This window comes from Vibrio panuliri (assembly GCF_009938205.1).
GTDB classification, from domain to species: Bacteria; Pseudomonadota; Gammaproteobacteria; order Enterobacterales; family Vibrionaceae; genus Vibrio; species Vibrio panuliri.
The window spans coordinates 614,310-638,245 of the sequence record NZ_AP019655.1 but is presented as its reverse complement, the minus strand read 5'-3'; the positions used below and the strand labels follow the sequence as shown (position 1 = coordinate 638,245).

The window sequence follows — 23,936 nt, the reverse complement described above, 5'->3', positions numbered from 1 at the left end:
GCTAACTTATTGGGCCGAGTTATTTCCATACGCATACTTTGAATACTCTGAGTACGCATGTTTGCCCTCTTTCCTCATCGGTACTTGATTCAAGATCACGCCATCGACAGGAATGTGGTGACGAGAAAACAGTGTCATCGTGTGTTTGTATACTGATTTACTCGTACTATTTGCCTTCATAACCAGTAAGATACCTCGAGTAAGCTTACCGACAATAAATGCATCTTTAACAGGCAAAATTGGCGGCGTATCGATAATAATTCGATCATATGAGGCGGACAACGTCTCGATTAGTTGCTCAAAGCCCTTGCCGCTGAGTAACTCTTGTGGATTGGCGACAATCATACCCGCAGTCATCACATCCAAGTTGCTGTTCTCAATGCTAGTGATGCTTTCTTCGATCGCACTATTCATCAGCAATATGTTGGTTAAACCTTGTTGGCTTGATGAGAGACCGAAACGGGTAGCAATTGAGGACTTTCTTAGGTCACAATCAATCAAAAGAACTTTTTCTAGCTTGGCAAATGACAATGCCAAACTAATCGCTGTGGTCGTTTTTCCTTCTTCTGGCACCGATGAGGATACTGCCAAAACTTTCCTTTCATCGCTTCTCAAGTTCAAATAGAGCGAGGTTCGTATTGAGTCAACACACTCTTGGAAAACGGAAAATTTCTCATCGTTAAACACCGTCGCATCCAATGGCGCTCGCTTATACCGCTTATCACGCACCAGCGGGATTGTTCCTGTTGGTAACAGACCTAGCTTGTTTTCAAAGTCTCGGCTCGACTCAATGCGATTGTTAAACGCGTCAAGACAAACAATCAAAACCACTGCAAATCCAAAGCTTCCAATCATAGCTAGGGCAATAATCAACTTACGGTTTGGTTTGTGCGGCAACTCAGGTATTAGCGCATAATCACTAAAGCGGGCGTTGGCTGCACTAAAATCGCTAGTCGCAGAGGTCTCTTTCTGGCGAGTAAGAAACAAGTCATAGAGCTCTGCATTGGTATCAACCTCACGCTTAAGCGCATCATACTCACGTTCAACCACACTTAAAGATTGAAACTCAGCTTTCTTCCCAAGCAGTTCGTTCTTAAGCAAGGCTTCTTGCTCTCGCGCACTAATGAGCTCTTTTTCAATTCCGTTGATTAACTTTTGAATCAACTTGCTCGCTCTCAACTGAATTGACTGGAGCTGTGCATTAGCTTGAATCATTTTGTCGTGCTTCGGACCATAGCGCTTTGAAAGTTCACTCACTTGCTTTTCAGCATTGGACTCTGCAAGACGAATATCGCGGATCTGAGGGTGATTCGAAATTTGTGAAATGGATGACAACGACGAAACATCAGCGTTAGGGTTGCTTCTCAGCGCGTTGTACAAAGACTGTGTTTCGATGCGCTTATCGGTAGCATTTGCTAGTCGTTCAGTCAGATTAGACAGCTCTGAACTGGTTAATGCCGAGATTCCACTGTTGTCGATTAACTCTTGACGTTTAAGAAAATCGAGCAGCGCTTGCTCTGAGGCATCAAGTTGTTGTTTTAGCGTCGCGAGGCGTTGATTTATCCAACCTGTCGCTTGCTCAGTTGCAATCAGTTTTGATTCTAAGTTGTTTTCAATGTACGCCAACCCCACTTCATTGGCGATGGTTGCAGCCAACTCAGGGTCAAATGATTCAAAGGAAATTTTGACCAACTGGGTTTTCCTAATCGGCGCAATCGTCAGTTTAGATTTAAATACCTTCAGCACGTTTTGATCAATTCGGGTTTGCTGCTTTAGCCTATCCTCATCCATGTTTGCTGGATCTTCTGCCAATAAGGAAGCAAACACAGGCAGTTCAGCGAGAGTTTTCTTTATCCCATCTAAAGGATTGGAGCCAGACTCAGCAATCGCTGGGTTAAATTCTGCCAATTGGTCAAGCTGCAACTTGTCAATCACTCGCTGCGAAACTTGGTTAGACTTAAGGATTTCAAATTGGGTCAAGTAGTACTCTTTCGCGCTGGTGTCTATTCCCACCACTTCTTCTATTGAAATCGCTTTTTTCTGCGTCGATTCAATCAACAAGGTTGCCGTTGCCCGGTATGTCGGTTTAATTGATAACGCAAACAATACGGCGATGGCGGTACACAGTAAGCAAAAAAGCGCGACTGAGACCCAACGTGTTTTTACGAGGTGAATGTAATAGCCAACATCAATGATCTGCTCTTTGGTTGGTTTGTCCTCTTTATGCTCAGTTAACATACTCATATCCGACATATAATTCATACAAATTGATTAAAAAAAGCTCTGCTCGATAACGATGATGTCGCCCGGTAAAACTTTAGATGACAACTTAACTCGGTTCTTACTCTCAGAACCGGCTTGTGAAATGCTAATCTTGCTTCGCGCCGCGCGGTCAGTAAATCCACCTGCTAGTGCGATCGCCTTATCGACAGTCAAACCCGGTTGGTACTCATAGCCACCTGGTTTTTTCACCTCACCATTAACATAGATGCTTCTAAATTCAGTGATGCTTACTCGCACCTTAGGTGAAATTAAGTAGTCACCTCTTAAACCGTTAGTGATTTCATTTTTAAGCTGTTCGGGGGTTTTGTTTATTGCCACCAATTCACCAAGGTAGGGATACTCAAACTTGCCACTGTTATTTATGTAAAGTTCTTCGATTGAGAGCTCTTCCTCTCCATATACCGATATTTGAATCTTGTCTCCGGCACCAATGATATAAGTATCTTGGAAAGCAAGCGCTTTGAACGGGGCAAGGATAAATAACAGCGTTAGCAGAACTGCATTTATCGTGTGACTCATGATGTTTCTCCAATATACTCAAACTAAAAAATTACATTGGCAGATATGTACCAAACATTTTGGTCGTAAGTGTTGCCGTTGATTGTGGAATTGTTGTTTTCGTAGCGCCATCCTGAAGAGAGGTCTACATAGTCAATAATTTCATAGCCTATCGACAAATCTGCCTTCAATAGATCATCTTCTCGACTCGACTCTGAATAGTCGTCCATCATCAGCCCTATCGAGCTGTTGGTGTAATAGTTGGATGACCAGAAATGCTTCCATGAGGCCGAAATATTCGTCTGATCAACGGAATCAAAGCCTTGGTTGGCATCGATAGCTTTTAGGCTGCCATCTAAAGTAACCGTCGAATAATCAACCGGTTGCCATCTCAATGAGAGATCCCAACTCAATCCGTCAAAATCCTTTTTAGTTGAGTCTTGGTAAGACTTGTCTTGCAAACCAACACGCAACCGACCTTCGGTTTTCCCCGTCATTTCCCATCGAGCACCCAGATAGTAGTAGGCGTCAAAGTTATCTTGGGATCTTCCTGTTTCTGGGTCGTTCAATTTATATTCACGATCAGCGACATCAATCTCAGCCAATAGTTGAGTAACAGGGGAAACACGATAGTAGAATGCGATCCCGCCTCCAAGCTCATCGTAGTCTTTGTAGCGAGTGCTGACCTGAGTTAAACCAATTAATGTAATATCGCGATAGTTCTTGAAACGCTTGTTTTCATATCTGATATTCGATTCAATTTGGCCTTTCGCTCCTTTTGAGCCAAACACATACGTGGCGCTGAGGTTATGCAGTGAATACTTAACCGGTTCATCAGCTATCGTTGACAACGAATCACCAGCGAGTAAGCCACTGCCCCGTTCTTCATGTAAGTTTAAGAAGGTATAATTGAGACCGACGCCATGTCTTCTAGACAACTGAATAAAATTATTGCTCGTTAGACGATGATCAATGAAGTTGTCATCAGAACTGTCAAAGTAGGTGCCCGATGACAATTGATAAGCCAGTTGGTAGGTATTACCATTTCTATCCGACTGAAGCGCGACGCCCGGTTCGATAATAAAAACCGTCGATGATTGTGGGTCTTCGGCGTCAGAGAATCGACCTATGTTGTCTACGTGTTCCAAATTGCTGTCTAATAACGGAACGATTTTGAGCCCAGACTCAGTGATATATCCATCGCTTTTGTTCGCGATAGCAGGCACTGAAATCAAACCACCAATAATAGCAATGACTCCGTAGCTTAAGCCTCTCATAAATAATCCTTTATCACACAATAATTTTTTATATTTTTGCACTTTTCCTCAGTGCAATATTGAGGTTCATTTTCAAGCATTAATTTCTAGCTCTGAAAATTAAACGGTTTGATAAACAGTTGCAACAAAGAGCGGCTACAAAAGTTTATTAATTACCTAAAGTCTCAAGCATAAGAATTACGTGTAAGTTGCAAGCGCAATTAGATCAACATCACTAAACTTATTTAGCTAGCGTTGAACAACAGCAAAGCGTTAATGCCACCAAAAAATAAATTTCTTAAATCGATCAGACACTACAACTTTAGTTTATTTATAAGTAACACTAAATAAACCTATGATTTGAATCTTTGTGAAAACAATATATCTATAGCTAGCGTCAAGAACGCTTTATTTGGCGTAAATGATGGATACATCAAGGGTGATAATTTGTCTATTCAAGTAACTTCAAGATGCAGTATTCATCCCCCTATAACGTCAACCTTGGCTGGATAAAGTCAATAAAAGCCGATATACGGCGAGCAACATTGGACGTACGGTAGTAAACCGCATTAATTTGCTCTCTACCAGTATTGGTGAGTTTTATTGCTTCCATCAATGACACCAAGCGCCCTGCCTCTATGTCTTCTTTGACCATAAACCCAGAGAGCACCGCAATTCCATTGCCTGTTAATACTAATTGACGCACCGTCTCACCGTTACTTGCACGAATATTCGGTTCGATTGTCGGTAAATCTGGCAGCGGCCATTGGTTGAGTATTTTAGGCGCCGTAAAGCCAATCAACTTATGATGAGAGAGATCTGAGACAAGGTGCGGCACACCATTTGATGATAAGTACTTAGGTGATGCGACGATATAGAGTTGACTCATTCCTAAAGCGCGAGCATGTAATGATGAATCCTCAAGTCTGCCGATTCTTATCGCGACATCAGTACGTTTTTCAATGAGATCCACAAACCCTTCATTGGAAGTCAGTTCAAGTTGAATGTCTGGATACGTCGCATGAAACTCCGCCATTAAAGGGATCAATTGATGAAAGATAAATGGGCTGGCGGCATCGACGCGCAAGTTTCCCTTCGGAGACTCGCCTTGAGCTTGAATATCCATCTCTGCTTTTTCGATAGAGTGCAGCGCTTCACGAATAGACTCAACAAACTTAATCCCTTCATTTGTGAGTTCAATTCTCCTTGTTGTTCTATTAAGAATCGTCACACCAAGGCTCTGTTCTACTCTGTTTACCGCACGAGAGACCTTGGCAACCTGAATACCAAGCGCCTCTGCTGCGGATGAAAACCCACCATTATCAACAACTGCAATCAATAGATTTAAATCTTCAGAACGAGTTTTCATTGCGCCACCTCTGCACCAGCTCAGATTAGTGAATCTGAACAATTAAATACATTTTCTACAAAAGTATTTTGCCATTAACACTATTTTTAGCAATTAATTTGATCGCAATAATAGCGCGGTCTATTCATTCTAAGAGGTAAACTTATGCCTATTGCGTTACTCGCACTCACACTCAGCGCCTTTGCTATCGGTACAACTGAGTTTGTTATCGTGGGGTTAATTCCAACTATGGCGCTAGATCTAGGGGTCTCTATACCATCTGCAGGCCTATTGGTGAGTCTTTATGCCTTAGGGGTCGCGGTAGGGGCACCAGTATTGACCGCTCTAACAGGCAACTGGCCAAGAAAGAAAGTCCTGCTCTCCATTATGTCACTCTTTGTTGTTGGGAACCTACTTGCTTGGCAAGCACCAGGCTACAACACGTTGGTTCTCGCTCGTGTACTAACTGGGTTGGCTCATGGCGTGTTCTTCTCTATCGGATCAACCATTGCAACCGGTCTGGTCAGTAAAGAGAAAGCCGCCAGTGCCATTGCGATTATGTTTACCGGACTTACCGTCGCGTTAGTCACCGGGGTACCAATTGGTACTTACATTGGTCAGCAATATGGCTGGGAAAGCACTTTCTTAACCGTATCCGTTCTAGGCATTCTAGCGTTAATTGGCAGTGCAATTTTGATACCCAGCGACTTAGCACAGCCACCGGCAACAAAGCTAACAACGCAACTAAAAGTATTGAAGCAACCTCGCCTACTGCTGGTTTTTGCTATCACTGCCCTTGGTTATGGAGGCACTTTTACCGCTTTTACCTTCCTAGCCCCAATTCTCCAAGATGTAAGCGGTTTTAGTGCCAATGCGGTGAGCATTATCATGCTAGTTTACGGTGTATCGGTTGCTGTTGGTAACGTTTGGGGAGGTAAGCTCGCAGATAAGATGGGGCCAGTCAACGCCCTTACGGTTATCTTTATTGGCTTAGCGTTGGTGTTATTTGTGTTTGGCTTTACGGCGCACAACCCATACGCCGCAATATTGACGATTCTTGTTTGGGGGGCTTTTGCTTTCGGTAACGTTCCTGGTTTGCAAGTCTATGTCGTCAACCTAGCGGAAAAGTACACACCACAAGCGGTCGATGTGGCCTCAGGGTTAAACATTGCGGCATTTAACGTTGGTATCGCGCTCGGTTCGTGGGGAGGTGGTATGATCGTTGAAAGCTCAGGTGTAACCAGTACACCATGGTATGGAGCAGTGATTGTGTTATTTGCGCTAATTTTGACTCGTCTTAGTGGTGCAATTGAACAAAACTCAGCAAACCGCAACCTGCAACTCAACTAATTTCACGCGAGTTGATTGAATCAGATTTGGGTGTCGTGCTTTTAGCCGGCATCCCATCTATTAACTTAAAATTCCACTGGTTTTTACCATTAGCTTTTGCTTGATACATCAAGTTGTCTGCATGACTCAAAGAGATCTCTTGGTTAGAGCGCAAGTAGTAAGCACAGCCCAAACTGATGGTCACTTTACTGCCATCATCAAATATCACCAACCGACGAATACTATCGCACAGTGTATCTGCTAACCTTTTGGCTTGTTCGACCGTGAAATCAGAACAAACAACGGCAAATTCTTCACCGCCAATTCGTCCGGTAAGATGGTGTTTTTCAACAATGTGTTTAATCTTTGCTCCTACTGCTTGGATAACAGCGTCCCCCACCTGATGGCCATACGTATCATTGATTTGCTTGAAGTCATCAATATCCAACAGCATAACGCAGACGGTATCGGCGCGAGTAACTCGTTGGGTAAATTGGCTATAGAAGTGGTAGCGATTGCCAAGCCCAGTAAGTTGATCGGTTTCCGAAAGATGTTTGAGCTCTCTGTTGGCCAACTCCAGCTCACGAGTCTTAGCGCGCACGGTCATCCGCAGTAATACAAGGTAGCTAAATATGGCAATGATCGCTAACGCAGACAGAGTCGGCACTAAGTAGTTCGGATAGACGGTTTCGATATACATCCAGCGGCTGAAAATTCTGTGTTTCGCCTCAGTGTTAATCTTAGCGATTCCACGCGCCAATTGAAGTAGAAGCGCGTTGTTTCCTTCTGCTACTGCCGGACGTAATACACCCGAATATAGGTGCTGAACACCGGAAAATTGATGAGTACCTTGTGTGGTGCTGAAATAGAAGTTGGCGACTTGCAAATCAGCAACAAACGCATCAATGTCACCGTCAAAGGCAGCACTAATCATCTCTGCATTATTAGAATAAGCCACCGTATTAATTTGTGGATAGTTTCGCTTAACGAACGAGTGCTCGAAACCGCCCTGTACGACACCGAGCAGAAATGGGTGCTTACCAGATAACAACTCGACCATGTCGACATTCAATAAGTCACGACTAACGAACAACTGAGTATCGATCGTCATAATAGGTTGGCTGTAATCCAAGAACTCATCTCGAGAAAGTGACCAAAGCAAGCCTGAGTGAACATCGGCGCGACCATCATTCACTGCTTGTAATGACTCTTCCCAATCTAACAATAGAAATCGAACAGGGGTGCCCGTTACTCGCGAATACTCTCGCCAATAATCGACTAAGATACCATCAGGTTCACCTTTCTGATTTATAAATGAAAAAGGTTTCCATGCTTTGGAGTTTGCAATGACAAGAGTCTCTCGTTTCGACTCGCTCGCTGCAAAGGTTACTGGGAGCCAAACCACAAGCGCCAGTAGAAGGAAACGATACACAACCACCCTCTAAAGTACGGCAAAGTACAACTATGTCTTTCAGTCGAAACAAGTCCGACCATATAAAGTCTGTATAGTTGATATCTGAGTCATTACGGATTGAATGGTCGAAATTTTCGACTGAGATCACAGTAGATCTAGAAAAATGCTTTTTTTATGAGGCGATTGCCAACAAGCAAGAAGAGCATGTGCCTTTTCCTTGGAGTGAAAAGGCACATTAAGGTTTAGATGGTAACTGAATCGATGTATTGGCTCAGCTCTTGATTAGAAACAATCGTCACCAACTCGTCGTCTAAGTAGAAGGAAACGGCATCTGCACCTTTTTCACCGCGCAACACTTTCTGTTCACCATTGGTGTAGGTAATTTCCATTTGCATTGTGTTCTCATCCACTTGAGTCATAATCGCTTTGTCAATATCCGCGTTATTAGTCAGAGGAACTGTCGTTAGCGATGGATCTAACTGATCATTCACTTTGATGTAGTTTTTAGTTGGTGTATCCACTACTGCTGGAGATTTGCCCGATATCGGGTTGGTACCTGTCCAAAACTCAATCGAGTTAAAGATAAACAGATCGACTGCACCAGCTAGACCATAAACCGGAGAAAGCAGTAAGAACATACCCTCACGACCGTAGCGGTTATCAACGATCTCGAGGTTAAACTTAGAAACCAGCCCAGTGGTTGCCATTTGTCCCATACATCCCGTTAACGTCGATGCACCTAAAGCGGCAACTACCGCGATTTTTACTGTTTTAATGTTCATTTTTACCACCTCAGAAAATTTGCGGCATGCTACCTTGTGTGCATTATTAAGGGAATCACCTACAGCCTGTATTGACATAAAACTCACCACTTTCTGACCAAAAAATTTGACTCGCTCAATTTTTAAGCAGAAAAGCAATCAAAAGTCGTTGTTTTGTGTACTGAAATCCGCCTAGAAGGCGTCAAAAATTATCTGGTTGATTTCCTCGCTTTGAGCAAACGTTTAGCAACTGTCGTTTTTTACAAAATCATTTTAAAAAAGAGATTCCAATCACAGTTTATTTGGTTATAATTCGCGCCCATTGCGCTTTATGTCGATAAACGCAAACATATTTTGAATATATCGTGTGTTAAACCATCCTCTAAACTGAGGAAAACTGAGAAATAAAATGAGCAAGATTGATAAAGCTATGCGCATCCTGCTAGCGGGATTCTGTATCAACCTTTGTCTTGGCATCCTGTATGCTTGGAGTGTATTTAACAAAGCTTTGGTGACCGAGGCTGGTTGGAGTGCAGCGGAAGCGTCTGCACCTTACGCGACTGCAACAATCACTTTCTCTATCTGTCTTTTAGTTGCAGGTATCCTTCAAGACCGTATGGGTCCTCGTATGATCCTTATCCTAGGAACAATCCTTACGGGCCTAGGCATGATCGCGTCTGGTTTTGTTAACTCGCCAATGATGCTAAACATCACTTTCGGTGTTATCACAGGCGCTGGTATCGGTTTCGGTTACGCATGTTTAGCACCTTCTGCAATGAAGTGGTTCCACTCATCGAAGAAAGGCATGGTTAACGGTATTATTGCGGCAGGCTTTGGTCTAGCGGCTATCTACCTTGCTCCGGTTACCTCTGCGCTTATTGAAAGCATGGGCATCCAAACTAGCTTTATGGTTCTAGGTGTCGGTATTCTGGCTATCGCAGTGCCACTGGCTGCAACAATCAATAACCCACCTGCAGGCTACACTCCAGTTGAGCCAGTAGTAAAAGCAGGCGCAGCGCCTAAAGCAGCCAGCAAGTCTGAAGACTTGAGCTGGAAAGCTATGCTTAAAACGCCTCAGTTCTACTCATTGTGGATCATGTACGCATTTGCCGCTTCTGTTGGTCTAATGATCATCGGTAACATCACTACAATCGCTAGCGTGCAAGCTAACTTGCCGAACGCGGTTTACCTAGCATCGATTCTAGCTGTATTTAACTCTGGCGGTCGTGTTGCAGCAGGTATGCTTGCTGATAAGATCGGTGGCGTTCGCACACTACTTATCGCATTCGTGCTGCAAGGCATCAACATGGTTCTATTTGCGACGTTTAAGTCAGAAGTAACCTTGATCATCGGTACAGCGATTGCTGCTATTGGTTACGGTACACTGCTCGCAGTATTCCCAACACTTACTGCTGAGTTCTACGGCTTGAAAAACTACGGCACAAACTACGGTGTGCTTTACACTGCATGGGGCATCGGTGGTGCTATCGGCGCTGCAGTCGTTGGTTTCTCGATGACAAATGGCGAAGGTTACAGCCTTGCTTACACAATCTCTGCAGTAATGATGGCAGTATGTATTGTGCTGGCGTTTATCACCAAGCCTCTTTCAGAAGCGAAAGTCGCAGAGTTAAAAAACGCTTAATCGTTTGAATTAGTTGTTAAAAGGCTTACCCTATAGGTAAGCCTTTTTTTATGAACGTAATATGAAACCAGAAATCCAACTTGCAGAGGATTACTATCTCGATAACTTCAGTCGCTTGATGGAACACGCCTTAAAATGGTATCAAGACTTTCTCGCGCAGGTTGAGCTCGATTGGATTGCCCGATTTCGTCAATTAGACAAGCAGAGCCAATGCTTGTTAGTCCGCTTATATAGTCGAAAAGGTCACTATTTTCGCAGCGACAAGTTGAGCTATGCTGAAATTCCATCGATTCCAGCCGCGTTATCGCAATTAGCGGCCAATGACTTTATTACTCTCAACTCCCCGATTACCGAGCAGCAACTTGCACAATCTCTGCTAACCAAAACGGAACTATCTACCCTGTTTCCTGAGATAGCAAAATCTCTCAATAAGCCACAAATGGTCGCATTGCTGAAAGATGTTCCATTTGTTCACTTTGACCAACTGCAGTTTGACGTAATCGATTTGTGCTATGCCGATATCATCGATTTTCTCTTGACGTTGTTCTTTGCCAATACCCATCAAGATTTGACACAATTTGTCCTAAGTGATCTTGGCTTAAATACGTTTGAAGATTATCAACTAAGTAAAGAAAGACGCTTTTTCTCCCATCGCAGTCAAGTTGAGCAGTTAATCGCACTAGGCAAACTTAGCGAGCAATATTGGACTTGTGATAGAAAGCAACTTGAATCGCTTAAGGATCTCTCGGCCGCCCTTCCACAACCAATAGACCATGACTATGTTGAGAGAAAGCGGCAACATCTTATCAACGATATCGCCCGTGATTTCGAACGCCTAGAAGATTACCAAACAGCTCTTAGTTTATACGCGCAAACTTCTTTGCCACCATCTCGGGAACGGCAAGCTCGTATCTTTGACAAGTTAAACGATGATAAACGCTTTAGTGACAGCGTCACATTAATTCTAACCCAACCTTACAACCTCTCTGAGTTAGAAATTGGTCAAAAACTTCAGCAACGTCTACAACGCAAACAAGGTCAAAAGGTTAGTCGATCAACCAAGCCACCGCACAATCAACACCATCTCACACTAGACTTAACTCAGCAGCGGGTAGAATTAGCGGTCAAAGATCATTATGAGACATTAGGATGGCAGGTTTACTTTAGCGAGAATACACTACTCAACGGCCTATTAGGTTTGGCCCTATGGGAAGCGGTATTTGCCCCGGTCGAGGGGGCATTTATTAATGCATATCAATTTAAACCGCTCGACTTGTACCACGCAGAATTCTACGCCAAACGGCACAAACTGATAGAGCTACGACTCAAGGATATCGCTAACGGAAACTGTCAATTTATCATCGATAATCATAAGGTTAAGTTTGGTATTAGTAATCCGTTTGTGAATTGGACGCACTTACCCGAACCACTACTTAAACAGGCGTTAAAATCAATTCCTTCCTGTATGTTGGAAGCCCTACTCCGAGTTCAACTGAGTGATTTGAAGCTTTATCGCAATGGTTTACCTGACCTGATCGCTTTTAAGGATGGAGAGTTTCAGTGGATCGAAGTCAAAGGCCCTGGCGATAAACTGCAAGATAACCAGCTGCGCTGGATCAAGCAGTTTAATCGCCTAGGCGTTCCTTTTTCTGTTTGCTACGTCGAAAGTCTCATCAACCCATCTGATACTTAACGTACACGTTTAGCCCGCATGCTGTGATTGACGGTTTAGCTGCTCAATCACATAGGCAGGTGCAATGGTTTCTAGTTCAGCTAAACACTGTTGGCTCTTGTCGTGGTTATGACGCACATAGATATCACACAAAGCATAGAGCTGTTCAGGGGCACCTGAAATCAAATACGCCTTTTCAAATGAACGAGTCGCATGTGCAACATCCATTGGCTCTTGGAGCACACCGTTTAAATACCAGTAATAGCTGTTGTCTTGCGCAAGTTCTGCTGCCTGTTTCATCTCATCTGCTGCTTGCTCGGATTGTTCCAAGCGAACTAAAGTTAATGCTTTGGAGTAATGCAGCGCAGCATTTTTCTGATGACGCTCAATGGCTCCATTAAGTGTCTCAAGCGCGGCTTTATCATGACCTTGGGCACGGTAGTTATCCGCCAAGCTTAACCACACTTGAACATTATCTGGATGATTCGCCAACAATGCTTGGTAGATAACATCCGCTTGTTGCCATTTGCCAAACCATCGATAGACATCCGCTAACAGCAACCTTGACTGGGTATCCTTCTTATCGTCTAAGTAGTCAATCAACTCTGTTACGCTGGTTGTTAATCTCTTCTGTTGGTCAGTATCAAGCGTTGAATAATCACGCACAAGATTTGCTGCGACGGCCATTCTCACTGACTTTATTTGATCATCAATTAGCGGCGACAATAGACGCCAACGATACTCAATGCTATACGGCTGAGCAGCAATCGCAGCAGCTTCTCTAACTAAATCATCATCGTCTTTTGTAGCCCGCGCCACTGCCACCAATGCATTCTGACTTGGATAACGAGCGAGTTGTTGCAGCGCCTGTACTCTAACTTCACTCTCAAGACTCGTATCCTGAGCTTGGTAAGACAGTTGAGCAATACGTTGCTCCGCAGAATGAACCTCTTGTTCACTGCTCTGAGGCTTCTGCTGGATAAGCGCACTTTGACTGGCAAAACTTGGCTGAGCGCAAATCATAGCCAGAGCCACTAACGACGATTTCAATACGGTAAACTTCATCAAAATTGGCCTCCTAGAATCGCATCTCAAACTTTGCGGACTTTACACTCTTTTGCTGTTGGGCTTGTTGCAGAGCGCTATCACTGTAGCGCCCAAATGCAACAGGATTTCCAGTAGCACGCAGAATATAGGCGATTGAGCGATCAGCATGGGCAAAGAACTTGTGCCAGCCAGCACAGAGGTAGTTCAAACCCGGCTCACCAGCTTGCGTGCGAATAAATCGATTCTTAGGACATTCACCATAGCAGGCAAATTGATAATCACATCCGCGACACTGCTCGGTTAAGTTGCGCGTTTTGCCATAACCGAACGCTTGTTGCGCTGGACTGTATGCCATGCTTTCCAATTGTTGCTGGTGAATATTGCCTGTTTTGTATTCTGGGTATACATAATGGTCACAAGTGTAGACATCACCATTTGGCTCCATTGCCATCCCTTTGCCGCAGATTTCATTCAACGTACAAAGTGGATTTTTCCGCCCCATCCAACGCTCAACACACGCTTCGAAGTACTGTACAAATACCTTACCTATGTCATTGGCAAGCCATTCATCAAAAATAGTAATTAGGAAGTTACCCCACGCTTGGTCAGATACACACCAAGGCTCAACAATTGACTCTTTATTGCCAGGAATCAGACGTTTATCACCTTGTTTAAGTTGCTCTTGAGGCAACCAAGTTTGCGGTGCAGTGGTACGGAAACTTTTTTGCTCAACAATAGGAATAAACTGCATTTGCGGTGACCGAACCTCATCCCTTAAGAAACGGTAGACCTCCAACGCATTGCAACTGGTCAGGTTATTAACGCAAGTCAACGTCGCAAAGTTCACCTGATGTTTATGCAACAATTCAACCGCTTTCATCACTTGTTTAAAAGTGCCTCGCCCTGCCTTATTGGTTCGATAGGCATTGTGCAACATCTCGGGACCATCAATACTCAAACCCACCAAGAAGTTATGTTGTTTTAAAAACTGGCACCATTCATCATTGAGCAACGTCCCATTAGTTTGTAGGTCATTGGCGATCGTCACCCCTTTCGGTTGGTATTTTTTTTGTAGCTCTACTACGCGGCGAAAGTAATCGACACCTAACATGGTTGGCTCTCCACCTTGCCATGAAAAAACAATTTCAGCCGTATTTTGCCCTGCAATATATTGTCGAATATAGGTCTCAAGTGTTTCATCACTCATGACTGGCGAGCAGCCTTTCTTATACTCAAGTAGATCTTGCTTACTGAGGTAATAGCAATAGGTACAGTCGATATTGCATGCCGCACCAATCGGCTTGGCCATAACATGTAATCTTTTAGACGCTTTACCGTTAAACTGTGGACCTTGAGTAATATGCATAAATCACCTAAGAGTTGTGCTGAGCCAAGCGTGAGTTTTTCAATCACGCCTCGATATCAACATCTTAAATCTCCTAGGGTTAAAGCGCTTGTTATACTGCTTATAACCTTTTTTCATGCCGTTTATTGCTAGTCTTAACTCTCCAACAAATGGGGAGCAACGACAGATGAATGCCAAACCACTTAAGCCTCGATCTCTTATTTTGTTATTGCCACTAGGGTTGGCACTGGCCGGGTGCAGCGCGCAAGCCCCACACCCTACCGCAGAGAAAATCAATCACGATATGGTACTGATCGAAGGCGGAAGCTTTACGATGGGTTCAAATCTCACCACTGCTAACAAAGCAGAAAAGCCTACTCGTGAGGTTTCCGTTACAAGTTTCTATCTATCAAAATTTGAGGTGACACAAGCGCTGTTTGATTCGGTAATGGGTTCATCAATGAGCTATTTCCCGGGAGAACACATCCCTGTTAATAATCTCAGTTGGCAACAAGCAAACTACTTTATAGAAAGACTTAACCTGTTGACTGGCGAAAACTATCGTCTTCCTACTGAGGCTGAGTGGGAGTTTGCAGCTCAAGGAGGCAATCAGAGCCTTGGGTACAAATACGCTGGTTCAAACGATATTGCCGAGGTCGCGTGGTATGCAGATAACGCCAACAACCGAGCACATCCTGTTGGCATGAAAAAGCCAAATGAACTCGGGCTATACGATATGACAGGCAATGTGGGTGAGTTCGTGATTGATGCCTATGACGATACTTTCTATCGCTGGGGACCGACAGAAAATCCAAATAATCAACAAGATAGCGATTCTGGATTGGCACACAAGTCAGTGCGAGGCGGAAGTTTTGCTTATGACGCAGAGCAGTCACAAAATTATCGTCGCGACTTTGCCAGTCAATCTATAATTATGTCTGACATGGGATTACGTTTAGCCAAAGATCTTTGATTTTGGCGCCCGAATCCCATGACAACGTCATTCACTCGTCATTGGTATGGGTAAACTTATCCCGCGCAGTACATGATCAAATGTGTTCCAACAATACATTTCTATTGGGTAACAATTATTATGAAAAAAAACATCTGTACTCTAGCAATTCTATCAACACTTTCTTTCGCAACATTCGCTGCTGACTGCGATCCCAACTTACTGCCTTCTTGGAAAGATGGCGCGAGTAAAAACGCTTTGGTTACGTTTGTCGAGCGATCAGTAGACAGCCAAAGTAGCCATTACGTACCAACTCAAGACCGCATTGCTGTGTTTGATAATGACGGTACACTCTGGTCAGAGAAGCCCTACTATTTTCAGCTCGTCTATGCGTTTGACCAAGTAAAAAAAATGGCTGTCGATCACCCAGAGTGGCAAACCCAAGCCCCATTTAAGTTCGTGTTAGATAATGATATAGAGAGCGTCCTCGCGGGTGGTGAAGAAGCATTACTTGAGATTGTCACTGCGACACACAGTGGGATGACAGTGGAAGAGTATCAGCAAAGCGTTGCAAGCTGGCTTGAGACGGCTAAGGATCCACGTTTCCAAAAAGCTTATACCGACCTCACCTACCTGCCCATGAAAGAAATGCTTAACTACCTGCAGCAACACGGTTTCAAAACCTATATTGTTTCTGGTGGTGGTGTCGACTTTATGCGAACTTGGGCTCCAGAGATATACAATATCCCTCAAGAACAAATTATCGGTAGCGCACTTAAATACCAATACAATTACAACGGCGGCGAGCCACAGGTTGTTAAGCTGGGTGAGATTCTTACCATCGACGACAAAGCAGGCAAGGTTGAAAACATCCAACATATCATCGGGAAAAAACCAGTCCTTGCCGTTGGCAACTCTGATGGTGACCACGCGATGATGCAATGGGCAACAAGCCAGCCAAATTCAATGGCGATGATAGTCCATCACACCGATGCAGAGCGAGAGTGGCAGTACGACAGAAAATCGAGTGTTGGTCACCTAGACAAAGCCATGGATGAAGCTAATCAACGTGACAACTGGCACCTAATCGACATGAAAAATGAGTGGTGCACCGTCTACTAATGTAAATTAATAATTACAAGAGGAACTCCCTGATTTATCGGGGAGTTTTATTGTTTTGCAGTGCGACTTCACATTTCTGATGTACAATGAAGTTCAATGAATTTCATTGCTTTAAGTGGATACAAAAAATGAAAAAAACAATCCTAGCCCTTTTAGTCGCTTGCTCATTCGTAAACGCCCCTGCTTTTGCAGCATTCAACGGTCCAGAGACCAACTCTATCAATACGGTCGCATCAGCAAATGAAGCGGCAAATGATAGTTTTGTGATCCTAACTGGTAATATTGTTGAATCTTTGGGTAATGAAACCTATCTATTCAAAGATGACACAGGCTCAATTCAAATTGAAATCGATGATGAAGATTGGATGGGTGTTGATGTGACGCCAACTGACCGCGTCGTTATTCGTGGTGAAGTAGACAGCGAATGGACGACACCATCAATTGATGTCGATTCAGTAAAGAAAATTTAAGCGTGTAACCTTAGTTTTTGCGCAGTTAAGCCACCTGAACACAGGTGGCTTTTTTATTTTTCCATGATACTTGCGGCTAGTTTTAACTGTTTTCTCAACCAAATATGTGCACTTTCATTGCTTCTGCTTGGGTGCCAAATCGAACACAAATCATAGACTTTGTCCTTGAATGGCAATGAAACACCTTTGATTTGGTAAGAGTCTGAAAATGCTCTAATTGTTGATTCAGGCAACATGCCTATTAATTCACTGTCGCGTATTACTGGCAACATCTCTAGAGCGCCTGGCGCCCGATAAACTATCTCGCGACGATTTAAGTCCGCAATGTCCTCTTCGTCCAACAAACTTTGACGACTTTGCCAGCGTGACACTACAACATGCTGTTCTGCTAGGAACTGCTCAACAGTGATGGAGTTCTTAATTCGTGGGTGGTCAACACTGCAAACAACCATCAGTCGCTCGGAGAAAATCGTTTCATGCCTAAGCATTGTACGTCCTCTCGGAGCCATATCGACGATAAGATCATAGCGCTGTAATCTCAGATCACTTTCATGGTCCTCGGTAAACAAAGGGTGAATTTCTAAGCTGATATGAGGCGCTATCTGACGAATTTGCTTAAATAATTGCGGTATCAACTGATAACTGGCAACAGTAACACAAGCAATAGAAAAGGTTTTATTCGCGATGCTAGGGTCAAAGTCTCTCGATGCAGACAGCGTGGAAGTAAAGTTTTTCAGTGCCGCGACCATTGCAGGGTAGATGTCGCTGGCGAAAGCCGTTGGTTCAACCCCATTGGGCGAACGATGAAACAATGGCTCATCGTAAATATCTCTCAGGCGAGCAAGTGCTTTACTCACCGCTGGCTGACTTATATCCAAACGTAGCGCAGCTTTGGAAAGGTTTTGCTCCTCAAAAATAGCCACAAAGATCGGCACTAGGTTGAGATCAGTGTTTTTCATAACGCTCCAATGTTCACCAAAGTTCTAGAGATACCAAAGTGACTTCAAAACGCAAGATTTAGAGTGTTAACGTAGATTTGATCTAGCAACTTATGTGTCCCCCAGCAAAGGGGAACTCGCATTGCTTATAAAACCGATTAGCCTAACTAAACCAAGCACCTTGAGGTAACTTGGACATAGTATAGAAACTTCTTGTACAGGTGAGTTAGTAACGCGTTAAATTTTCAGTAAATTTTGCTAGCTAAACTCGCAATTATCAGCGCTTATTTCTTTGGTGAGAGCGACGAGATTGCTCCAGTTTGTCGAGTTGCGGTAATGCTCTAGGCAACGTTAAGATCCGCTTTTGCCTAGCACGGATACGACGCCACATTGTGCGCATCACTTGACTGTCTTGTTCTCCCGACAGAAAACGTTGGCTGCACTCTTGCCAATTGTCGCTACTCTCAAAGCGACTCACTTCTAATCGGCCTGAAACGCTACGCAGTGACCGATAGACTAATGTACGTACCTTGCCCCACTCTCGCAGTTTTATTAATTGGTGCAATTGCCACCACTCAGGTTTCGGGCGCTGACGGAAGTAGCGAACGATGGCAAACATTGACAGTGCCACCAGCAAAAGCAGTGCGCCAAAAAGGAGCAGTGGTGTCGCATAAGCACGAACGAAAGATTGCAGTGTATGAGATACCTCATATTGTCTGCCAGCAATCACCACGGTTTCTAAGCGGTTTTTCTCGGCGTTCCACCACTGAAACGACAATTGGGGAAAATCGACCTTGCCTCCGTTTTGCAAGACATACACCGCCTTCTCAGTACGACGAGATTGATAATCACCACGTACTTGACTGTCATCGAGTTGGTTGGGCATCGGATACGATTGATACTTTGATTTATCCTCATCCGCGCGAGATTGTGTTTGCAATAAGTCTGGTAGCAATATCGATAAACTATCACGCGCCTCAATCGTCACCACGCGAGTGATTGCATCTCCAGCATGCAGTTGGTCACTGGACGTTTGCCACTCTTGGCTAACATTCACATCGGTTGCCACAAACCAGTTTCCCTCTTGGCTGATAAGCCCTGACGGCAATTGTGCCGAAAAAACGACAGGGTCGGTATAAAGCGTTCCCATTACATTTTCACCGCTCGGGGCAGAGACTTGCACACGCACCGCTACTGGCGGTACGACAAACTCGCCCGAAGTTTGCGGATAAAGCGTGATTTCCCAACGCTGTCTTGACCAAGTTTGGCCAGCTTTACGCTCAGTGTAGTTGGTCGCCAATTGATTACGCTGTTTTACAATGACGTTGGGGATTTCGATGCTGCCAATCCGTGTACCTCCCGTAAACCAGCGCGGTGTTGCGACTTCAATGTTCAAGATAACTTGCTGATTAACACTAAATGGAGTCACGCCTTGGTTATTCGACGGATTACCAACCCACGCCGAAATCTGCACATCATTGTTTGCTTGAAGATCGTAGATCGTTGGACTTTGCATTTCTTGCGCAAGCACAGAGCAACTTTGCAACATCAAGCTGATGAGTACAAACCACCCCAAAACTGCTTTCTGCTTGATTCTCATGGTTGCTCCTCAATGGTCTCATCAACTAAAGGTTGACGGTTTGATGCTTCGCGTAACTGAATTTGAAATTTCGCCCGCAGGAAATACTTGGGATCCGCTTCAACGCGTTTTAGCCACTTGTTGGCTAACTCATCACTGCCAAGAATTTCATCTGCATTCAGCGTCTCTTTGAGCATTAACTCTGCAACGGTTTCTTCGTCGGCACCATCAGCCGTGCGCGGTGTGTCTTGGTCTAATTCAAAAGACTCCTCTGGTCCATCTGTCGTGCCAGCTTGGCTTTCACTCGTGCGGTTGATTTCCTCGACAATGCCACCAATTACAGACAAATTGTGCTCCACATCCACTCTCAACGCAGAGCTAAGCCGTTCATCATTAGCCAGAGCCTGTAGGAGATCTCTCGCGGCTAAATACTCCCGCTGTCGAGCTAACGCGCTTGCGGCATTGTAGAGCGCATAGTCCTTAGTTGTGCTATTTGCGTTTTGGCTCACTTCAAGAAATGCACTATGTGCCAGTTTATACTCTCCAGCGTAATAGTAAGCCTTGCCTTTACGCAGAGGATCGACATAGTGTTTGGCGGCTTTTAAATACGCTTGCTGATTAAACCAACGCTGACCTTGCTGGTCAGGAGTCAGCCACAAATCCCACCACCACTGACTAAGCTTGTCCCAACTAGAGCGAGTTTCAATGACTTCAACCTGTTGCGCTTTGGTTTCCACCACTGTTGCCATCACGGGTGGGGAGAATAGCAATTGTGTCACTAGCAAAGAGCCAATACACCATTGCACCAACCAGCCTTTTCTAAACCAAACGAGCATGAACAAAGCCATAGGAAGCAGTAAGTAATAACCCATATCTTTCCACGGCATAGAAGACTCACCATTGAGTTGCATGTTACGCTCAATCAGCCGATTTAGCCGTACAATGTCGGCATCATCGATGCTGGTTTCAACAACGGTGCCATTGGTCGCAGAAGCTAAGTTCTCAAGTGAGCGCATATCAAGTGGATTATTACTCACGACATCGCGATTTCCCGCCGCCAGAATAAGCAACTGATGGTCACTTTGCGAAAAATAGCGCTGGTAGGCATCAATCGTTGTTGGGTTAACGCCATCAGTAACCAAAAGCACGCTCGCGCCCGCGATATTGTTGAGTTGCTGTTCAACAAGCGGCAGAGCGCTTTGTGCTTGCTTACCCTCGACAGGCATAATTTGGGGCTCGATCGCAGCAAGAAATGGCGCAAAGACTTTGCTATCTTGAGTAACAGGCATTGCTATATGAGCGGAGCCAGCATAAACAATCAGTCCTGTTCGCCCTCCGTTTCTTTCCTGCATCAAATCGCTAATTTTATGCTTCGCACGCTCTAAACGACTCGGAGCAAGATCGGTGCTTAACATTGAGTCGCTGTTGTCTAGCACCACTAAGAGTGTCGCTTGGTCCTCGCCAAAGGGCGAAGCTTCACGCTGCCAACTGGGGCCAGCACAGATAACGATGGCCACCGATACAATCGCCATCAATAATTTAAGCGGCAGCTGTTTGCGCCAACCTCGTTCACCTATCGTCAGTGCATCACGCAAGTGAGCGGGCAACACATCTTGCCAGCTAGGTTTACTTTCTTCGCGCCATCTTAGCCATATCAATAACCCCATCGGCACAAATGCCAGCAACCATAAAGGACGAATAAAGTGAAACTGGCTAAGCCATGAAGTCCAATTAAGAGAATCAAACATCGTTTTCTCCTCGTTGTAACTTGGTTGTGTAAGCTGCCGAGCGGCGTCTTATGGTTGCCAAACTAAACGCCCCCAAATAGATCACAACAACAAAAACGATCAAAACGTGATGAAGACTCTGCTTGGGCCGATAGGTCGTACTCTCATACAATTGAGGTTCAAGCTCCCCAATCGCCTGATAAGCCGCAGCTAGCTCATCTTGGTTGAGCGCCTGAAAAGACTCACCGCCAGATTCTTGTGCAATACGCTCGATAGTTTCGGTGTCTAACGCGACCTCACCAACAGTTTGCGGATCGCCCATTGCAATCACATGGATACGCACATCTTTGGCTTTTGCCACTTTTGCCGCATCAATCGGTTCAACAAAGCTGCCGGTATCATTGCCATCTGTTAAAACAATCGCGACCTGTTGTTTTTTGCCATCGCTCTCATCATAACTTTGCTCAAACACTTTGATCGCTAAACCAATCGCGTCACCAAGATGCGTACTCTGACCGGCCATAGCTACATCGGTTTGCTGGAGTAGTTCTAGCCACACTTTCTGATCGGCGGTGAAAGGTGTTTGCACAAACGCAGCATCTCCAAATAAGATCAGCCCTAGTCGATCCCCTTGACGTGCGGCAACGAAGTCCGATAACACCTCTTTAGCGGCATCTAGGCGTGATACTTTGTGCCCCATTTTCGAGGTGAAATCCTGCTCCGCCATTGAACCAGACAAATCAACGACGACCATTACATCTCGCCCCATGCTTTCTCTAACTTGTGGCTCTCCTAACACCATTGGTTTCGCTAAGGCACTGACCACTAACAACCACGAACTGACTAGTGCAGCTCGTTGCCACCAGCTTGCTTTCAATTGACTCGCACCTTGGGTTGGTGTCTCACCTAGGGCCTCAAGGACCAGGCGGAAAAAAGGCACTTTTATCGCTGTCTGCTTAGTGCGATAAGCGGGTACAGCAAAATAGACGAGAAGCGGCAACGGTAGGATTAGAAACCACATTGGGTGCGCAAATTCAAAACTGCTCCAACTAGACAAAGATGGCAATAAGTTATTCATATCCACCTCGGCTAACTGAAGGTTTATTTTGGTGTCGCTTTAGCCATAGTGTGGCGCAGTTCATCAAAACGGCACGCTCTTCTTGGCAAAGCTCAACTGTTGGATTTATTAAGCTTTCTAACCAATCCTTCGGCATAGATTTAACCACTTTATCGGTACTTGAAGTGTAGTGTTCAAGTGCTCGCAAAAACGCCGCACCATGAAGGGAACGGTGATGAGGATCAAGATGAACTAAAACGATTTTTAACACTGAAAACACCTGATAAGGCATTTGTGGATCGTCAATATCTAATTGAGATAAGCTAATTAGCGCTTCTTGGCGATATCGATTTATCCACCACCGCCGTACCAGTTTTGCTAACAGTACTAACAAGATAACCACGAGTATTACCGCGAGCAATTTCCAGCCTATCGTTTGCGGTAGCCAACTGACACTTTCCGGCACAGTCACGTCATGAAGTTCGCGTAAAATATAGGTACTTGGAGGGGTATGGTTGACTGACATTACCGCCCTCCAATCATAGCTTTAAACTGACTAATGTGCTGGCCAGACGTATTCAGCTCTATATGAGGTAAATTCTTGATCGCCATTAACTTAGCAATAGACTCCTTTTGCTGATAGCTATGCTGCTGCAATTCCTCGCTAGCCAACGCCACCTTACTTTGAGTATCCAGATTAAGTTGATGTTCCCCGTCGCCTACCACCCAATTCGCCTGAGCAAGCTTGTCGGGTAATGCGTGTTCAAAAGCATCATTCACCATAATGGCTAACACATCATTGTGCTGTTGCAACAACTTAAGTTGGTCGAGTTCCTCAGAGCGACAATCGCGCCAGTCACTGATGAAAATCAATGTCGAACGCTTAGGTCTAGAACGCTTTATTCTCTCAACCCAAGAACTAAAACTCACACCAGCTTTATCTCGAGAAGCCACATTAAGTGATTGATTCACGTGAGCAAGCAGCTTAAGTTGAGCCAATAAATGATGTTGAGAACGTTGTGGTTTACTCAAAACCACACGCTCAGGTGTAGCAGTGACAATCCCGACTCGGTCGCCATCTTTAAGTGCGCGCCAAGCCGATAGTGCAGCAATTTCTGCAGCGACGACGGATTTCATCACACTCTCTGATGCAAAAAACATCGCACTGCGTTGATCAACGCAAACGACCACATTACGGTCTTTCTCTTCGGTATAGCTTCTGACATGTGGCTTACCGGTGCGCAACGTGACCTTCCAGTCTAAGTTACGAATATCATCACCAAGTTGGTAATGCCTCAACTCTTCAAAGTTTAAGCCTCGCCCTCGAAACAAAGAGCTATGTCGTCCAGATAACGCACTACCGGCAGAAAGATGCGGCAAGAGACTAAACGACTCTGCTTGGGATTGTAGACGGACTAAACGGGCATAATCACAATAAAGTCTTGCATCAAGTTGTTGTGACTTCGGTGCTAATGTTGGCTTTGCCATAGCGCCTC

General features: G+C 44.6%; 20 protein-coding genes. 6 read left to right on the top strand and 14 right to left on the bottom strand.

Translation table 11 applies throughout. The annotated features are described in order from the left end of the window. Positions 1–6 precede the first annotated feature (6 nt). The 4 genes from GZK95_RS17625 to GZK95_RS17610 all read right to left on the bottom strand — a co-directional run bounded on the left by GZK95_RS17625 (position 7) and on the right by GZK95_RS17610 (position 5,406). Complete coding sequence (locus GZK95_RS17625; protein ID WP_083626197.1) at positions 7–2,238, bottom strand: GumC family protein; 2,232 nt, start codon at positions 2,236–2,238, stop codon at positions 7–9. Positions 2,239–2,271: 33 nt separating this feature from the next. Then, a complete protein-coding gene (locus GZK95_RS17620; protein ID WP_075706565.1) occupies positions 2,272–2,802 on the bottom strand; it encodes a polysaccharide biosynthesis/export family protein in 531 nt (176 codons plus the stop codon). Positions 2,803–2,825: 23 nt separating this feature from the next. Beyond that, a complete protein-coding gene (locus GZK95_RS17615; protein WP_075706566.1) occupies positions 2,826–4,058 on the bottom strand; it encodes an outer membrane beta-barrel protein in 1,233 nt (410 codons plus the stop codon). Positions 4,059–4,524: 466 nt separating this feature from the next. Then, positions 4,525–5,406, bottom strand: a complete 882-nt coding sequence (locus GZK95_RS17610) for a LysR substrate-binding domain-containing protein (protein ID WP_075714732.1) — start codon at positions 5,404–5,406, stop codon at positions 4,525–4,527. 144 nt (positions 5,407–5,550) lie between these two features. On the opposite strand from GZK95_RS17610, the gene GZK95_RS17605 reads away from it, so the two are divergent. Then, positions 5,551–6,735 (top strand): MFS transporter, encoded by a 1,185-nt coding sequence (locus tag GZK95_RS17605; protein WP_075714734.1) that lies wholly within the window; start codon positions 5,551–5,553, stop codon positions 6,733–6,735. On the opposite strand, the gene GZK95_RS17600 is transcribed toward GZK95_RS17605, so the two are convergent. Together GZK95_RS17600 and GZK95_RS17595 are read right to left on the bottom strand one after the other, a co-directional pair. After that, positions 6,728–8,146 (bottom strand): transporter substrate-binding domain-containing diguanylate cyclase, encoded by a 1,419-nt coding sequence (locus tag GZK95_RS17600; protein ID WP_075714736.1) that lies wholly within the window; start codon positions 8,144–8,146, stop codon positions 6,728–6,730. The genes GZK95_RS17605 and GZK95_RS17600 overlap by 8 nt on opposite strands. 224 nt (positions 8,147–8,370) lie before the next feature. Beyond that, positions 8,371–8,910, bottom strand: a complete 540-nt coding sequence (locus tag GZK95_RS17595) for a DUF3332 domain-containing protein (RefSeq protein WP_075714738.1) — start codon at positions 8,908–8,910, stop codon at positions 8,371–8,373. A gap of 388 nt (positions 8,911–9,298) precedes the next feature. Between GZK95_RS17595 and GZK95_RS17590 the strand changes: the two genes are divergently transcribed. Together GZK95_RS17590 and GZK95_RS17585 are read left to right on the top strand one after the other, a co-directional pair. Then, positions 9,299–10,531 carry an L-lactate MFS transporter gene (locus GZK95_RS17590; protein ID WP_075714740.1) on the top strand — a complete coding sequence of 411 codons (1,233 nt, stop codon included), beginning with the start codon at positions 9,299–9,301 and terminating at the stop codon, positions 10,529–10,531. A 61-nt stretch (positions 10,532–10,592) separates the two neighbouring features. Further along, positions 10,593–12,224, top strand: a complete 1,632-nt coding sequence (locus tag GZK95_RS17585) for a VRR-NUC domain-containing protein (protein ID WP_075714742.1) — start codon at positions 10,593–10,595, stop codon at positions 12,222–12,224. Between the two features lie 9 nt (positions 12,225–12,233). Here GZK95_RS17585 and GZK95_RS17580 read toward each other — a convergent pair whose 3' ends face one another. Both GZK95_RS17580 and GZK95_RS17575 read right to left on the bottom strand, forming a co-directional pair. Beyond that, positions 12,234–13,268, bottom strand: coding sequence for a HEAT repeat domain-containing protein (locus GZK95_RS17580; RefSeq protein ID WP_075714744.1), 1,035 nt, complete (start codon positions 13,266–13,268; stop codon positions 12,234–12,236). 13 nt (positions 13,269–13,281) lie between these two features. After that, positions 13,282–14,616: an anaerobic sulfatase maturase gene (locus GZK95_RS17575; protein WP_075714746.1), complete on the bottom strand. Its 1,335-nt coding sequence runs from the start codon at positions 14,614–14,616 to the stop codon at positions 13,282–13,284. A gap of 166 nt (positions 14,617–14,782) precedes the next feature. Here GZK95_RS17575 and GZK95_RS17570 point away from each other — a divergent pair, with 166 nt between their 5' ends. From GZK95_RS17570 to GZK95_RS17560, 3 genes are all read left to right on the top strand, one after another. Then, complete coding sequence (locus GZK95_RS17570) at positions 14,783–15,568, top strand: formylglycine-generating enzyme family protein (protein ID WP_075714748.1); 786 nt, start codon at positions 14,783–14,785, stop codon at positions 15,566–15,568. 120 nt (positions 15,569–15,688) lie between these two features. Next, on the top strand, positions 15,689–16,669 hold the full coding sequence (locus GZK95_RS17565) for an HAD family hydrolase (protein ID WP_075714750.1): 981 nt from the start codon (positions 15,689–15,691) through the stop codon (positions 16,667–16,669). Between the two features lie 128 nt (positions 16,670–16,797). Then, positions 16,798–17,139, top strand: coding sequence for a YgiW/YdeI family stress tolerance OB fold protein (locus GZK95_RS17560; RefSeq protein ID WP_075706577.1), 342 nt, complete (start codon positions 16,798–16,800; stop codon positions 17,137–17,139). Positions 17,140–17,192: 53 nt separating this feature from the next. On the opposite strand, the gene GZK95_RS17555 is transcribed toward GZK95_RS17560, so the two are convergent. From GZK95_RS17555 to GZK95_RS17530, 6 genes are all read right to left on the bottom strand, one after another. Then, on the bottom strand, positions 17,193–18,098 hold the full coding sequence (locus GZK95_RS17555) for a LysR family transcriptional regulator (RefSeq protein ID WP_075714752.1): 906 nt from the start codon (positions 18,096–18,098) through the stop codon (positions 17,193–17,195). A 256-nt stretch (positions 18,099–18,354) separates the two neighbouring features. Beyond that, a complete protein-coding gene (locus GZK95_RS17550; RefSeq protein ID WP_075714754.1) occupies positions 18,355–19,677 on the bottom strand; it encodes a BatD family protein in 1,323 nt (440 codons plus the stop codon). Then, entirely contained in the window at positions 19,674–21,404 is a 1,731-nt protein-coding gene (locus tag GZK95_RS17545) for a vWA domain-containing protein (RefSeq protein WP_075714756.1), read from the bottom strand. Before GZK95_RS17545 ends, GZK95_RS17550 begins: the two co-directional genes overlap by 4 nt. Beyond that, the gene (locus GZK95_RS17540) at positions 21,397–22,461 is read right to left on the bottom strand and encodes a vWA domain-containing protein (protein ID WP_075714758.1); all 1,065 of its coding nucleotides are present in this window, start codon (positions 22,459–22,461) and stop codon (positions 21,397–21,399) included. The genes GZK95_RS17545 and GZK95_RS17540 overlap by 8 nt, the downstream gene beginning before the upstream one ends. After that, entirely contained in the window at positions 22,454–22,966 is a 513-nt protein-coding gene (locus GZK95_RS17535) for a DUF4381 domain-containing protein (protein ID WP_075714760.1), read from the bottom strand. Before GZK95_RS17535 ends, GZK95_RS17540 begins: the two co-directional genes overlap by 8 nt. Beyond that, positions 22,966–23,928: a DUF58 domain-containing protein gene (locus tag GZK95_RS17530; protein ID WP_075714762.1), complete on the bottom strand. Its 963-nt coding sequence runs from the start codon at positions 23,926–23,928 to the stop codon at positions 22,966–22,968. The genes GZK95_RS17535 and GZK95_RS17530 overlap by 1 nt, the downstream gene beginning before the upstream one ends. Positions 23,929–23,936: the final 8 nt, after the last annotated feature.